14 protein-coding genes are annotated in these 14,507 nt (G+C 54.6%); 4 read left to right on the top strand and 10 right to left on the bottom strand.

The window, feature by feature from the left end:
* Positions 1-129 precede the first annotated feature (129 nt).
* Positions 130-1,293, bottom strand: coding sequence for a TIGR03862 family flavoprotein (locus H7A51_17720; protein MCP5538057.1), 1,164 nt, complete (start codon positions 1,291-1,293; stop codon positions 130-132).
* A 138-nt stretch (positions 1,294-1,431) separates the two neighbouring features.
* Between H7A51_17720 and H7A51_17715 the strand changes: the two genes are divergently transcribed.
* Positions 1,432-1,962 carry an 8-oxo-dGTP diphosphatase gene (locus tag H7A51_17715; protein MCP5538056.1) on the top strand — a complete coding sequence of 177 codons (531 nt, stop codon included), beginning with the start codon at positions 1,432-1,434 and terminating at the stop codon, positions 1,960-1,962.
* 83 nt (positions 1,963-2,045) lie between these two features.
* On the opposite strand, the gene H7A51_17710 is transcribed toward H7A51_17715, so the two are convergent.
* The 3 genes from H7A51_17710 to H7A51_17700 form a co-directional block, all read right to left on the bottom strand.
* A complete protein-coding gene (locus H7A51_17710; GenBank protein ID MCP5538055.1) occupies positions 2,046-2,693 on the bottom strand; it encodes an OmpH family outer membrane protein in 648 nt (215 codons plus the stop codon).
* Between the two features lie 44 nt (positions 2,694-2,737).
* On the bottom strand, positions 2,738-3,313 hold the full coding sequence (msrA, locus tag H7A51_17705; protein ID MCP5538054.1) for a peptide-methionine (S)-S-oxide reductase MsrA: 576 nt from the start codon (positions 3,311-3,313) through the stop codon (positions 2,738-2,740).
* A gap of 142 nt (positions 3,314-3,455) precedes the next feature.
* Complete coding sequence (locus H7A51_17700) at positions 3,456-4,262, bottom strand: M48 family metallopeptidase (GenBank protein ID MCP5538053.1); 807 nt, start codon at positions 4,260-4,262, stop codon at positions 3,456-3,458.
* Positions 4,263-4,380: 118 nt separating this feature from the next.
* On the opposite strand from H7A51_17700, the gene H7A51_17695 reads away from it, so the two are divergent.
* Positions 4,381-6,111, top strand: a complete 1,731-nt coding sequence (locus H7A51_17695; protein ID MCP5538052.1) for an ABC transporter ATP-binding protein — start codon at positions 4,381-4,383, stop codon at positions 6,109-6,111.
* Here H7A51_17695 and H7A51_17690 read toward each other — a convergent pair whose 3' ends face one another.
* From H7A51_17690 to H7A51_17670, 5 genes are read right to left on the bottom strand one after another with little or no spacing between them, the layout of a single operon-like run.
* Complete coding sequence (locus H7A51_17690; GenBank protein ID MCP5538051.1) at positions 6,112-7,206, bottom strand: glycosyltransferase family 4 protein; 1,095 nt, start codon at positions 7,204-7,206, stop codon at positions 6,112-6,114. It lies immediately after the preceding gene.
* A gap of 18 nt (positions 7,207-7,224) precedes the next feature.
* On the bottom strand, positions 7,225-8,172 hold the full coding sequence (locus tag H7A51_17685) for a glycosyltransferase family 4 protein (GenBank protein ID MCP5538050.1): 948 nt from the start codon (positions 8,170-8,172) through the stop codon (positions 7,225-7,227).
* A 42-nt stretch (positions 8,173-8,214) separates the two neighbouring features.
* Positions 8,215-9,222, bottom strand: coding sequence for a glycosyltransferase (locus H7A51_17680; GenBank protein ID MCP5538049.1), 1,008 nt, complete (start codon positions 9,220-9,222; stop codon positions 8,215-8,217).
* Positions 9,215-10,195 carry a hypothetical protein gene (locus tag H7A51_17675; GenBank protein MCP5538048.1) on the bottom strand — a complete coding sequence of 327 codons (981 nt, stop codon included), beginning with the start codon at positions 10,193-10,195 and terminating at the stop codon, positions 9,215-9,217. The genes H7A51_17680 and H7A51_17675 overlap by 8 nt, the downstream gene beginning before the upstream one ends.
* 10 nt (positions 10,196-10,205) lie before the next feature.
* A complete protein-coding gene (locus tag H7A51_17670) occupies positions 10,206-11,231 on the bottom strand; it encodes a hypothetical protein (GenBank protein ID MCP5538047.1) in 1,026 nt (341 codons plus the stop codon).
* Positions 11,232-11,485: 254 nt separating this feature from the next.
* Here H7A51_17670 and H7A51_17665 point away from each other — a divergent pair, with 254 nt between their 5' ends.
* Both H7A51_17665 and H7A51_17660 read left to right on the top strand, forming a co-directional pair.
* The gene (locus H7A51_17665) at positions 11,486-12,400 is read left to right on the top strand and encodes a hypothetical protein (protein ID MCP5538046.1); all 915 of its coding nucleotides are present in this window, start codon (positions 11,486-11,488) and stop codon (positions 12,398-12,400) included.
* A gap of 76 nt (positions 12,401-12,476) precedes the next feature.
* Positions 12,477-13,820 (top strand): hypothetical protein, encoded by a 1,344-nt coding sequence (locus H7A51_17660; GenBank protein MCP5538045.1) that lies wholly within the window; start codon positions 12,477-12,479, stop codon positions 13,818-13,820.
* A 374-nt stretch (positions 13,821-14,194) separates the two neighbouring features.
* On the opposite strand, the gene H7A51_17655 is transcribed toward H7A51_17660, so the two are convergent.
* Positions 14,195-14,507, bottom strand: a 313-nt coding sequence (locus tag H7A51_17655; protein MCP5538044.1) for a hypothetical protein, incomplete at its 5' end; no start/stop codon positions are given.

Here is a 14,507-nt window from a genome sequence, read left to right as displayed (position 1 = left end):
GCTAGGCAATCGACCCCGCTTCCAGGCACATGGCGAAAGTGCAGGTTGGTGATGCGCCGTTGGCGCACTGGTTGATCGGTAGCCTTGCCCCTCCAGCCCAGGCCATGGGGTTTGTTGGGTAGTTGGAGTTTAAAACCTGGAGTTTAAAGCGTTGCGGCCGACGTGGGCGCCGGTGGCGAAACTGGCCTGGAGCAGGTAGCCGCCGGTGGGCGCTTCCCAGTCGATCATTTCACCTGCGGCAAATACGCCGGGGAGCTTTTTGAGCATGAGCGATTCGTCGAGTTCCTTCCAGCGGATTCCTCCAGCGGATGAAATGGCTTCATCGATGGGCCGTGGGCGTGTTAGGGGGATGTGGCAGTGTTTGATTTCATGCGCGAGTTGCTCTACCGATTTCCATGGGCCGCGGTCTGGCATATATTTGAGCATGGAGCAGGTGGCGGCATCGAGTTTCCAGCGTCGGCGTGCCTCACGGACAAAATTGCGGGTCACCCTACCCATGCGGGCGACGAGATCGGCGTGAGATAGGTCCGGTTTGAAATCGATGATGACATGCGGGTTGCTTTGTTGACGTATGGCCGGGCCCAGGCGGTAAATGGGTCCGCCCTCGAGTCCATAGCGTGTGATGACAAGTTCTCCGTGCCGGGAATCACCACCAGCCTGGAGGAGGAGGTTTTTGAGGGGTTGGCCTTCGGCTTCTTCGAGTAGAGGCACTGGCCAGTCGACTTCCCAGCCGCAGTTGGCGGCTGTTAGTGGGGTGATGTCGATGCCATGTCCGGCCAGGGTCTGGGTCCAGTGGCCATCCGAACCCGTCTGTGGCCACGACGCACCACCGAGTGCGAGGATGGTGGCATCGGCGTGAACCGTCACGATTTCCCCCCCGTGATCAAAGGTGAGCAGATGGGGTTTTTCCAGGCCGATCCAGCGGTGTTTGGTTTTGAAGCTGACGCCCAGGGTCCGCAAGCGCCCGACCCATCGGCGGAGGAGTGGGGCGGCCTTGATCGAGCCGTCGATGGGTGAGGGGAAGACCTTGCCGCTGCTCGCGACAAAGGTGTCGACACCCAGGTCCGCCGCCCATTTTCTGAGCGCGTTGTTATCGAAGTTGGCGATGATGTCTCGCCAGAGTTCACGGGGAAGTTCATGGCCGGAGTATTTGGCGAGGAAGGGGTCGATGGCCTCGGCATTGGTTAGATTGAGTCCGCTTTTTCCGGCCACGAGAAATTTACGGCCTACGGAACGCATGGCGTCGTAGACCGTGACCTGGGCACCGAGGGTGGCGGCTGATTCCGCCGCCATGAGTCCGGCCGGGCCGCCACCGATGACGGCGATATGGTGGTTGGTATTCAGTTTGAAGTAATCAGTAATCAGTAATCAGTATGAGAAGATGCAGGATTTCTCTTTGATAAAGTAGCTGGAGCGTTTAATACTCAGCGTATGGATGATTGCAGCGTGAATTGGAGTATCTGGCAAGGTGAGATGCCCGCAACGCTGATGTTTGTGATCCGAGATGGGGAAATCCTGTTGATTGAAAAACTCCGGGGTATTGGCAAAGGCAAAGTCAACGGCCCGGGAGGGAAGATCGATCCAGGGGAAACACCTGCCCAGTGTGTGGTGCGTGAGTGTCAGGAAGAGCTTCACATTACTCCCAGGAACCCCGTCAAGATGGGGGAATTATGGTTTGCCATGTCGGATATGGACGACATCCATTGCCATGTATTCACGAGTAGTGAGTTCGACGGGGTTCCAACAGCCACAGATGAAGCGGTTCCGTTGTGGACCGACATCAAGAAAATCCCGTGGGAGCGGATGTGGGAAGATGACCCCCAGTGGCTTCCCCACATGTTGGAAGGGAAAAAATTTCTCGGCAAGTTCGTCTTTGAAGGTGAGAAAATGCAGTGGTGTGAGCTGCTGCTGGGCAATGCCGGAGTGGCCGGGTGGAAAGTGGACGGTAGCAGAATTGATTGACGAGTGATGAATGTTGATTTTTGAGGTAGGCTTCCGCCTCTGTGCCGGCTCTTCACTTCAGCAATCATCCGCCTACTCAGGTGTCAGCTGTCGGTGGGCTGTTCCGGATTGGTTTCCGGGGTTTTTGGCTTGGAGTTTTCCTCATCCTTCGGCGCGTCCTTGTTGAGGATGGCGAGGATTTCCTCAGTGACATCCTTGGCATCCTTGGCATAGACGAGGGGGGAAATCTGGGTATTGCTGACACCGGAGGTATCTATGATCCAGTGGTAGCCATTGTCCTTGGCATACTGGTGAATGACGATTTGGATTTCGTCGAGTAGCCGGCGTGTAGCCGCCGCGAGCTTTTCTTTGGTTTGATTGATCTGACCAAGGTCGGACTCCTTCAGGTCTTTGGTGAGGGCGTTGTATTGGCTGACCAGATCCTCTTTCTCCTCGTCGAGATTATCTCTTTCGGCCTTGGGCATCGCTTTGTCTCGGAGCTTGGCGAACAAGGCCTTAAGCTTGTCCTCAACGCCCTTGAGAGCTTTTTGGCGTTCTTCACGCTCTTTGACATATTCGTCCCGCTCGCCTTGGAGGGCTGAGATTTCCTTTTTGGCAACGTGGTATTCAGTGATCAGCTTATTGACGTTCACCGTGGCTGACTTGATATCAGCTGAAGCGACTTGGCAGAGTGCGACGAGGAGGCCAAGGGTAGCGGTGATCAGGCCAGGGAAAATGCGGGGCAAGTTCATGGGTGTGTATTAACGGGCTTGGGGCAGGATGTCCAGCGGCGGATTTATTTATCCTGCTTCTCCCCGACCTTATCCAGCTTCAACTTTTTCAGCTTAGGCGCGATGACCATACGGCAGTAGGGGTTTTTATTGCCGACGGTCCGGTAATAATCCTGATGTGATGTCTTGGCCGGGTAAAATGTGGAAGCCTGGGTGATTTCCGTGACGATGGGGCGGCTGAAGCTTTCCTGCGCCTTGTTACGTGAAGCTGTAGCGGCGGTTTTTTGTTCGGGGCTATGGTAGAAGATACCAGACCTGTACTGGGTGCCGATATCGCCGCCCTGGCGGTTCAGTGTGGTGGGATCGTGCAGTCGCCAGAACCAGTCCAGGAGCGTGTCGTAAGAGATTTTCCTGGGATCGAAAACAACTTGCACGGCTTCTGCGTGGCCGGTGGTCCCTGCGCAGACGTCTTCATAACCCGGATTGGCGACGTGGCCGCCGATGAAGCCCGAGGTTGCGGAGTGCACGCCTTCGAGGCGTTGATAAACGGCTTCAACACACCAATAACAGCCGGCTGCGAAAGTCGCAGTCTGGTGGCCTTTGGGAACAGCGGGGGCGGCAGCGGGTTTTGTATCTTCCATGCTTTCTTCTGATTGAATACTCTGATGACTGACAAAGAAAACCAGACATCCCCCCAGGATGGCAAGAGGCAAGGTGAAGGATATTAAGCGTTTCATCACCGCAGTCTAATGCCTATGGGCGAAGAGTCAAACCAGAGCTGGGTCAGCGCGATGCCCGGTGCTTGGAATAATAGCGCAGAGCGGTGGGCATAAACACCTCCAGCGCGCGGATCCGGGCGTTGTCGAGTGGGTGGGTGCGGAGGAACTCGGGTTTTTGCCCTCCGCGGCGGGTATGATAGGATAGGAGCCGTCGCCACAATTCGATCGATACACGGGGGTCATACCCTGCTTTTGCCATGTAAACAGCACCGATCTTATCGCTTTCGTATTCCTGTTTTCTGGAAAAGGGCAGGCTGTCGACAAGATAGTAGGCGGTCGCGAATGCCGCGACGGTATATTGCGGGTGATCAACGTCATTATGCTCCAGCGAGCACCAGAGAATCGATGCCAACACGCCCAGGGCAACACCCCGGTACATCCGTTGCTGGGCATGGTTCGCTGTGGCATGCGAGATTTCATGGCCAAGTACGGCAGCGAGCAGGGCATCGCCCTGCGGACCATGGCCAATCAGCTGAAACAGCCCCGTGTTGATACCGACCTTGCCCCCGGGTAAAGCGAAGGCATTGGGTGAGTTGTCCTTGAAAATGACGAACTCCCACTCGGCGTCTGGCATTTCAATGACCTTTTTCAGTCGGTTCGCCACACGCGCCACGGCTTGGATGTGGCGGGGGTCTTGGCTGATGGCTCGCGTGCGCTTGATTTTCTCAAACTCACTGAAGCCGTGGTTGCGCATCATTTTGTTAGGGTTGCGCACGGTGACAACTCCCTGATCGTCGATGGCGGGACGAAAGGTGCATGACTGGAAACCCAGGGCAACGAGGCTCAGAAGGATAAGGTGGTAGTGTGTCAATGGATCAGGTTTGATATGAGGCTATCGCGCTGAACGGTTTCGACAAGTTGAATCCGGCATGGGCGAAATCTAGGGTTGCAGTCGGGCGGGCGGGAGGCAATGCTTGCGGCCCACCCGTATGAAACGATTTTTACCGTATTACAAGCACCTCAAGCAGGTCAAGGGTCCATTTGTCATGGCTGTGCTGGCTGGTGCCGTCTATGGCGCGGCTTCCGGTGCAGGCTTGCCGTTGATGATGAAAAAGGTGCTGCCCGAGATCTTCAGCCATGAGGATATCCCCTTGCTGCAGCTCATCCTGGTGGCGCTCTATATGCCGGCGGTTTTTTTAATCCGCGGGATAAGCCAGTATATCAACATCTACTTTGTCAGCTACTGTGGCTACCGCGTTCTGGAGTATATCCAGATTGATCTGTACTCGGCCCTGCAGAAGCTGCCGTTGAAATTTTTCAATGAAAACAAAAGCGGGGACCTGCTGAGCCGGCTGCTGGGGGATACGGACAGGATCAGGCAGATCATTGTCGATGTTTCCAATGACATTATCCGCCAGCCGATGCAGCTGTTCGGAGCGGTGGGGTTTCTCGTTTATCTTTCCCTTGAAAAGAGCGAGGCCTTCTTCTTGCTGGTATGCCTGGCGTCGATCCCGATCTGTGTGTTCCCCATCAGAATGCTGGGTAAAAAACTATTCCGCAAGGCGGTCCAAGTGCAGAAGGAGACAGGCGATTTAACATCTTATGTGTCCGATGGTCTGCAGGCACCCATGGAGATCAGGGCATACAACATGCAGCAGGGAGTGGTGGAACGATTCCATCACCAAATCATGAGCCTCTTCAAAGGGCGTATGAAGGTGGTGAAATACAAAACCATGTTAGGTCCGATCATCGAGTTTATCTCGGCGTGTGGAATCGCCGTGACGATTCTCTATGCAGGAAGATCCCACATGAATTTCCAGGAGGATGTCGTGCCGCTGCTGATGGCGCTTTACATGTGTTATGACCCGATGAAGCAACTGGGTAAAATCCACGTGACCATACAGCGTGCCACTGCATCGCTTGACCGGGTGGAATATGTCTTGAACGCGCCCAACGTGCTTCCTGAGCCGGAGAACCCTGTGCCATTTGAAGACATCCAGGGGGAGGTTACGTTTACGGATGTTTCGTTTTGTTACGATACAGAGCATGTGTTGAGTGAGCTGAATTTAAGTATCCCCGCAGGACAGGTCGTCGCCCTGGTAGGTCCAAGTGGTGCGGGGAAAAGCACCTTTGCGAACCTGCTGCCACGTTTTTATGACGTCAGCAGAGGAAGCGTCAGCATCGATGGCAAGGATGTGCGGTCAGTCCTCAAACATGATCTGCGTAACTCGATCGCCGTGGTTTCCCAGACCCCAGTCCTTTTCAATGAAACGGTGTTGGAGAACATCAGGATCGGCCGTCCCGATGCCTCGGATGCTGAGGTGATTGAAGCTGCCAAAAAGGCACATGCCCACGATTTCATCGAAAGCGCATTGGATGACGGCTACCAGACATTTGTCGGTGAACGGGGCACGCGGCTCTCGGGTGGCCAGCGGCAACGTATCGCCATTGCACGGTCATTCCTCAAGGATGCCCCCATCCTGATCCTCGACGAGGCCACCTCGGCCTTGGACAGTGAGAGTGAAGCCCATATCCAGACGGCTCTTGAGGAATTGGTCAAGGGGCGGACAACCTTTATTATCGCGCACCGGTTCAGCACCATCAAGGTAGCCGACCGGATTCTGGTGTTCGACCGCGGCCGTATCGTGGCCGATGGCCCCCACGCGGAGGTCTACGAGAAAAGCGGGTTGTATCGCGACCTTTACGATCGACAGAATTGATCAAGGGCTGGCCACTGGGTTGTAAGATATGGGGTTGTTAGCCAGCTGCGCCAGGAAATCACACAAGTCCCTGGCTTCCCGTTCCAAGGTGTAGTGCTGCTCGACCCTTGCACGGCCGTTGCGCCCCATCACGAGGAGTTTGTCCGGGTCTGACATCATCAGGTCGAGCTGCTTTTCCGTGGCCTCAGGATCATCGCAGGGGACGATGTATCCATCGGTTCCCACGCGCACGATGTCCTTCCAGGCACCAGCTTCCGAGGCCAGCACGGCGACCCCGCTCGCCATCGCCTCGGGAACCGTCAGGCCGAAACCCTCGTTTCTGCTGAGCGCGGTGACAATGGTCATTGCCTTGAACAGTTTGGGAAGCTCAGCAAAAGGTTGTTTGCCGAGGAAAAGAAAACGTTCCGTGAGTCCGGCGGCATCAATCTCTGCCTGGAGTTTGTCTTGGAAGCCTTGGTGGTCGGAGGTCGTCTCACCACAGATCACGACGGTGAAATCAGGGTGTTTTTTCAACAGGGGAATGGCCGCGTGGACGAGGAGATCGACGCCTTTTTGATGTCGGACCCGGCCAAAGATACCGATGCCGTATTTTCCTGGAAAACCGAGTTCTTGCCAGAGAGCCGCGCGGTCTTCAGCCGGTTCGTAGGTGTTTAGGTCGATACCGTGGGGGATGATGATGTCGGGTCCGCCCTGGATGTAGGACGCGGCTGCCGAACAGGTGCTGATAATCGCATCCGACTGCCGAATCAGGTAGCGGGTAATCCAGCTATGCTGCCGTTGCGCGGTGGAGGTGAAGGCGATGCGGATTTTTGCCCCAAAGAGCTTTTTCAGCAGAAGCGCCTGGATGACCTCGTTGTTGCGCCGGGCGTGAAATACCCGGTATCTCCCGTCCGGCAAGGGCTTTCTGCAGAGCTTGGCCAGTTGCCGGAAAGTGACCGTCTGGATTCCCTCGGGTAAGTGGTGCGATCCTAACACAGCCACCTTGATCAAATCCTTCTGGTAGCGGAGTACCTGTAACATCGTCGAGGTCACCCCGGAAAACCGTGGATTGGAATTGCCGAGGATAAGCTCGGTATCTTGTAGGTTTGCAGACATGGTGGTGCGTTGTTTCTATCAACTTGTTAGTTCGGCGACCACCTGGGGGAACTTGGTCGAGAAATCCCGGTCGTTTTGCTCAAACCATGTGCGGGCGTGCGCCCCAAGTGCTTTTTTCTGTTCCGCCGGCATCAATAACAGCTCCTGGATGATTGTTTCAAGCTTCCGGGGGTCGATCAGAAAATTAGTGCCCAGGTGGCGCGGCTCCGATTGATGATAGGGCACCGCCACCCCCCTCGCCGGAGTAATAAGTTCATTCATGGGCGGGGCGTCAGTGGTTACGACAACGGCGCCACAGCTCATGGCTTCGACGATGTAGTGGCCCCAGCCCTCCGACAGGGACGTGCAGAGGTGGATTCCGTGGCTGTTGAGCTGTGTTTTGATCTCCTCGTGGGGGATGTAGTCGGTGATCAGCCTGACGTTGTCCGGTACGTGTTCTGGCGCGTTTTCCTGACACTGGACTATGGTCAGGGTCGGCCACTCCGGATGACTGCACCATAGTTTTAGAATGGTCTCGGTTCCCTTGAGTGTGCTTCGGCCGGCGAGGTGGAAAAACGATTGGTAGTCGGGTTGCAGGCTGTCATCCCGCAGGTCGGTGGAGGTAAAGCTGATATAGCGTGTCGCGTGCCCGAGCTGGGTGAAGATCTCCTCGGCATGACGGCTTTTGCAGAGGATGTGGTCGATTTGCTTGAGGTGCTTGAGATGTCGATGGGGAAAACGCTCTTGGTTAGGGATCAACAAGTTGGTCTTGGCGGTGCCGAACCAGCGCGGGAAGACACGCTCGAGGAAGATGTTGGCGTCGAAGCGTGGTTTGCCAGGCAGGAGCCGGTTCAGTGGAGAAATAGCCCGGCAATGGCTGACAGTGACCTTGAAACCCGCAGAGCTGAGTGCCTTGTGAATGAGATCCACGTCACGGTCCAAGCCGACTCCATTCGTGCGCGCGATGATGTTGATGGAAGCTGGCATGATGGGGAATGATCTGGGTGGCGAGGGGCTGGGGGGCTTGGCTTAGCGGGAGCGTAGCAGGGTCTTTGTGATTTTGAAAGGGCGGGTCATACCACGCAAGACTAACCGGAGGAACATTTTTTTCCGGTCGACGCGCACCGCTTGGGTTAACCACTGGAGGATGTTGTGTTTGTTTGTTTCCCAGGATTGTCGGCCGTCGACCATGTATTGGTAGGTTGTTTCCTGGATTTCCGAAATGGATAGTTCGGGAAGCGCCTCCGGCTTTTGAAGCGAATAGAGCAGGCCGTTTTTCCCATGGGTGATGTACTCGTTCATCGTCGGGTAATCAGGTGCGACCACACACCTGCCCATCGCCATGGCTTCGAGGAAGGACATACCGATACCCTCTTTTTTACGTGGAGCGATATAGATTGCGCAGTCGGACATGTCCCTGAGCATGTCGGATTTTTGTGGATACCATTCGGAATAGGTGATTTCCTCCGCCAGTTGCTCGTCGGGCGGAATGAATGTTTTGTTGGGATCGAGAGCCTTGTGGATGTGGAGCCGTTTGAGCGGGGTGTTTTTGAAGAGTTGTTTCAGCGTATCGCAATTAATATCCTCCCGGCGGTTCCAGAAGAAAACCTGGTCGGGGCGGCCAGGGGTAAACCTGGCTGCGGGCTCCGGGAAATACTGGATCCCGTGGGAACTGAACCCCGCGCGCTGCAGTGCCCGGTGCAGAGTAAGGGAAAAACAAATGATGTGAAATTTTCGATAGGGATACCAGCGTTCGATTTTTGATACGCTGGGACAGGCATCATACATCGGGAAAAAGACCCCCTGCCTGTAGTGGATGTGGTTGTTGATGAACGTGACCGGAGGCTTGATCTGCCAGCAAACAAGCACATCAAAGTGGGTTTCCTCCAACCCCCGAAGCGATGCATAAGGGTCCTCGGAATAAGGATCAACATGTCGCATCGATACCTCGTATTGCGTTTCGAGCAACTCAACCAGGAAGTCTGACGACCGGGTTTTTTTATGAAACGCATGGCCGACGAAGAGGAGCTTATTCACAACGAATCGGAGTGGCTAGGAGTTGTGCGTCGATTTTGCGCTTGAATTTGATGGCCCTTCTTTTTCGTTTCAGCCGGTATTTCAGTGATGGATTTGGTTTGGCCGGATAGACGCGGAGGTCTTCGTATTCCAACTGGTCGGCTTCCGCGTTGCAGAAAATGTGTCGGGGGTGAACCAATTCCTTGATTTCGTGCCGTGGTATGTCGGCTGATTTTGAATGAACGTTTTTTGTATGGGTGCTATCGCTTCCGAAACCAATGTTTGAAATGAGATTCCGGGTTGGCGCGATCGCCAGGCCATGGTTGGTGTGGCAGGCGTAGACCCAGGCATAATCCCAGGTATTGATTCTTCCCGCATAGGTGTAGAGCCAGAGCCTTAACCAATATAACCCGATGTTCCGATCAGTGAACAGTTGCTCGTGACGTTCTGAGCAGAGAAATTCAGGGAACGTTTTCATGGACACGTCATTCAACATCCATGCCCGCTTCCATGTAGCCCACCCCCAGATATGCATGATTTTTGAGAAGTAGTAACTGCTCCCGGTATCGGCTGATTGACCGTGGATGTTGGTTCCCGCGATCATCATGATTCGCTGGTCATCACGGTATCGAGAGAGAAGCTCGGCGCAATAGCCAAAGAAACTTGCGGCCGGCAAACAGTCGTCCTCCAGAATAATGCCTTCTTCCTCATGTTCGAATAACCAGTCGACAGCGGAAGAAACAGCCAGCTTGCAACCGAGGTTTGTTTCCCGGTAGAGGGTTTTAACCTCACAGTCCCAATCGACCATACCGACTATATCCCGGGCGGCCTGACATTTGGCATCCTCACCTTCAACACCCGGTCTCGGAGCATCCGCTGCGATATAGAGTTTTGTGGGGCGCGCCTTGGCGATCGCTTGGAATACTAGTTTGGCGGTATCCGGTCGATTGAAGATAATCAATAATACCGGGGTGTTGGTCGAAGTGCACTGCATACTTGGCTCATCAGGATTTAGCTTTGAATAATTCGCGGAGGGAAAACTTGAGTCGGTAGAGCGGGCCTTTGCGGAACCACTTGCCGGGGTAGGCTTTATACGCGGGTGGAGTCGGGTTTCGAGGGTAGCCACGCTGGCTGATATGGTCGGTGATGAGATTAAAAAGGTTGTATTCGTCCAACACTTTTAGCTTGGCCCGTTGAAGCGCCGGTTGGGAGCGCTCGTAGAGCCCGCTATCAATCGCTTCCCTGATCATGCGGATCGTGCCGTCGAGGTCATCGATATTGATGAGCCGGTAGGCGTCTTCATCAAAGTAGCGGTCGATGTTCGGGCAGCCGGAATAAAACGGGAAGGCCCCTTCCAGGTAGGGGTCGGCGAGTTTTTCCGACCAATAGTCGGGTGCAACACTGTTTTCGATGGCGATGTGATACTTGTAGGGACGAATGGCATCGGCTTTATCAGGGACGAAGTTATGGCCGTTACCGAAGACTTCCAGTTCATCCCCGAAGGCTTGTTTGAGGCGATTGACAAACTCGAAACGTTTCCGGTGCCCCGGTTTGCTGCACTTGGTTGAGCAAACGACGGAGATGAGCTTTGTTTTTTTGATCTCCTCGTCGATTTTATAATCGTCGTAAAGCTTGATCGCGTGATCGCTCAGACCGCAGAACCAGGGGTAGCCTTGTTGTTGGAAACTGAGGTCCGGATGGATCGCGGCCGGGTCCGAACAAATAACACTGCCAAACTGGGCAAGGTATCCGGCCGGGTAGGTTTTGATGGCAGGTGGCTCACTGGCGATAAACAGGGTGTTTTCCTTTGGCACGCTGTCATAGATCGTGTCGTGGCCACTACCAAAGACAACCAGGAAATCGGAGGGTCTCTCTGTTTTGTTGATAACAAACTGAACGCCTTTCCACTTGCCTTCTCCCTTGGGGGTTTGGCGGAGGATCTGCTCGGGGAGTCGGTTTTGCCCGAAAAAATAGAGGCTGACCGTGTATCCCTGGGGGACTTCGTCGTGGTGCGTGGGGGGTGTTTTCATGACGCGCTTGAAATGCTCCAGCGGGGGAGTTCCGCTAAAATGGAACTGAGGTGGGATTGTCTTCAATTCAGTTGGCATTGGCAAGGAAATCCCGCTGTTGGCAACGTATCCAGGCAACCATTATATCAGCCCTTATGTGGTTGACATGCAAGGCCGTTGTGGCAATCTCATCCCTGATGTCAGGGTTTTTATCGTAAAAAGCCCATGGCCAGCGCACATGCAAATGCCCCCGAAAATAACAGACAAGAAAAATTATGAAACGTCCATCCTACCCATTAATCGCCATCATGAGTGGTGTTGTGTTAGCTCTGCCCGGTTACGCCGGAGAAGAGGCCTCCCCCAAAGGAGTGATTGCTCCCCCTGCACCAGAGTGTTCCACCCGCGAGCTTAGCCCGCTTTTCTCGCGTTACGCGCAGACCGCCAAGGCGATCACGCTTCGTGCTGGTTATCGTGACTTCAAGGATGTTGAGCTGCAAGAAGCCGACAGCTTTGACGGCACAACACTGGATGCCGAGATCATCGTGCCCCTTAGTGACAGCCTGCAGCTGCGTTTTTACTACCCATACAGTACAGATGGCGAAGCTCGTCACATCGCTTCTGGAAGCAGCATGGACATCGATGGCAGCGGTGGATTACTCGATTACCCAAGCCTCATCCTCGACTATCAATTCAAGCATGCCACCTCGCCTGGTGACTACAACCTGGCCGCCTACTTCGGTATCGGGTATGTGTTACAGCATCTTGAAGCCAAGATTACTACACCTGGAAAAACCTACGGCAGCATCGACCGCTATAACCACAGGGGAGCCGTTGCCCTGTTCGGATTGAAAGCCGACCGACAGCTCAATAACTGCTGGACCTTCGTGGGTAACATCGGTGGTCGTTACTACTGGGATTCCGATGATATCCATCCTAACAGTGATTCCGACAAGTTCTTCCTGGTGGATGCATCTGCCGCGCTTATCTACAATCCCAACAACGCCTGGATCTACCCGGCTGTTGAGCTTGTTTATCAAGGTGATGTAAGTGATTACAACAGCCTCCAGGTTGTTCCCCAGGTCATCATCCCGTTTGGATCACATGTTGATCTTAATGCCGGAGTAAGCTTTGGCCTTCTGGATGACGGCCCAAGCACTGAAGCACGCGTGCAACTTAACGTTCGTTTCTAGTCGACAAGCAATCTCGAAAAAGACGGCTGTGTGGAGAGGGGTTAACCTTCTCTGCCAGCCGCTTTGTTTTTTGTATATGGAGCAGCACAACAAAACATTCAGTCTCGTCGTTACTGATGCAGTCGCTGCTGATTTTGCCCAAGGTGACCAGCTTGAGCTGGTGACCACCCTGTGTCTGCGCCACTTGCCGGGGCGCCGAACCGTGTGGAGGGCTTCATGCCAAGGGCGTGATGTCCTGTTGAAGGTATTTGACCGGCACCCCAAGCAGGAACGGGATGCCAGCCGGGAATGGTTCCATTCCATGGGGCTTCACCAGGCCGGCCTGTCGACTCCTGCACCATTGTTCCGGGCCAAGGGTGGTGAGGGAACCCTGGCTGTAGCCTTCACGTTCATACCCGGCGGACAGACGCTGAGCGAGGTTCTGGCAGACGCCGATGAGGCAATGCTGGCCACCGGGTTCAGGCAATTACTGGAAATGCATGGCCACCAGCACCGGTGTGGATGTTACCAGAGTGATGACCATCTGGGGAATTACCTCTGGAGTGATGGCAGGATATATATGTTGGACGCAGGGTCCTGCGTGCTTAAACAGGAGGTGCTCGGCCTGGGCGACCGGGTGAAAAACATGGCCATGCTCACCGCCAATATATCACTGGCGCAGAGGGCGGTATTTGATCAGGTTTTCCCTGTCTATCTCGACCTCTGTCCCGATGAAATGGATCGGGCCGCTTTTTCACAGGCGATGGATTCGGCTGTCCCCCAGGCGATTCAAAAACGCTTGTCGAGCTATCTGCGGAAGACCAGGAGGTCCTCCAGCAAGCTGGAACAGATCGATTTCACAGGGAAAAGCTGGCACGCGCTCCGGGCAATCGATGCCACGCTTAAGAGCAGGCTTCTTGATGCCCCCGGGCAATTTTTTCAGGGAAGCGTCAGGAAAAGCGAGAGAAAGGATGATGGGGAGCATTACTCCGAGGTCGATGTCAATCACGGTGGCAAGAGTTACATCCTGAGACACTACCCATGTCCATCATGGCCTTATCGGGCAAGGCATTACCTTGCTACTCCCCGGGTATTGGATATCTGGAGTGCAGGCCACACCCTCAGGATGGTCGGTCTGGCGGCGGCGCTCCCGGTTGCCTGCCTGGTTTGGAAAAAGTATGGTGCCTATGCCGGAGGTTACCTGTTATTGGAAAAAGTAGCAGGCCAAGCACTCGATTCCGCAGGTGACGGTAGCAGGCAGTTAAACATCCTGGCCGGCCACTTGAAAGCGCTGGGGGTATCCTGTCGGGGTGTGCTGGCGAGTGATTTTATTGTCGATGACTCAGGGCGTCTAACCATGGTCGATACCAGCAGCATCCGCTTTCACCGTTCCGCGGGTGATCTTGAGGAACAGCTGCTTGCCCTGAGCCTGAAGAGGTAGTCGTGGCTGGTTTTGCTGTGTGTTTTCCAGCTTCAGGACAAGCGTTTTTAAGGTCGGTTGCTTGATGCCATGTTTCCCGGCAAAGGCTTTTCCGCTCGTGCCACTGAACTGAAATGTATCGAGTGGTTTTCACGATGACCGGGACTCACCCTGATCCGCCCCATGCTGTCGGTCTTGATGGGTTCCCCGTCCACGTTGCAAGATTCTGTCGTAGGTGCCATGCCTGCGCATAAACGACATGGTTTTGCTACGGTGAAGACCTTTCAAAGGGGGCTGCGCTGAGCGCTTACGCACGACTCGTGATCAGGCCGTTGGCGGCAGTTGATCAGCCTCCCGCGACAGCGGCTGACATTTGCAGGTTGGCTTTTGCCAGCCTATCCCAGCTTGAGCAACCACTTGCGCCCTTCCTTCGTCTCGCGCACCCACTTTTTGGCCGCGCTGACATTACTCCTATGACCCATATGGAGCATTCCTGCGATCCACTCGGTTCCCACCAGCGTTTGCGAAGCAAGCCAAGCGGCCAACGCCTGTTTTTCAGGCGAGAGTTTCAACATGCCTTCAAGTTGCTTTGGCTCTAGACCGAGCTTCTCCATTCCTTCATCAAGCAGTTTGACAGCCTCCGCCTCTCCGTGTTCTCTTACCGCTGCCCCCATAAGGCTTTCACGCTTTTTATCCTTCAAGACACCT

This window comes from Akkermansiaceae bacterium, assembly GCA_024233115.1.
Classification (GTDB): domain Bacteria; phylum Verrucomicrobiota; class Verrucomicrobiia; order Verrucomicrobiales; family Akkermansiaceae; genus Oceaniferula.
This window is presented reverse-complemented; position numbering and strand designations above follow the sequence as displayed.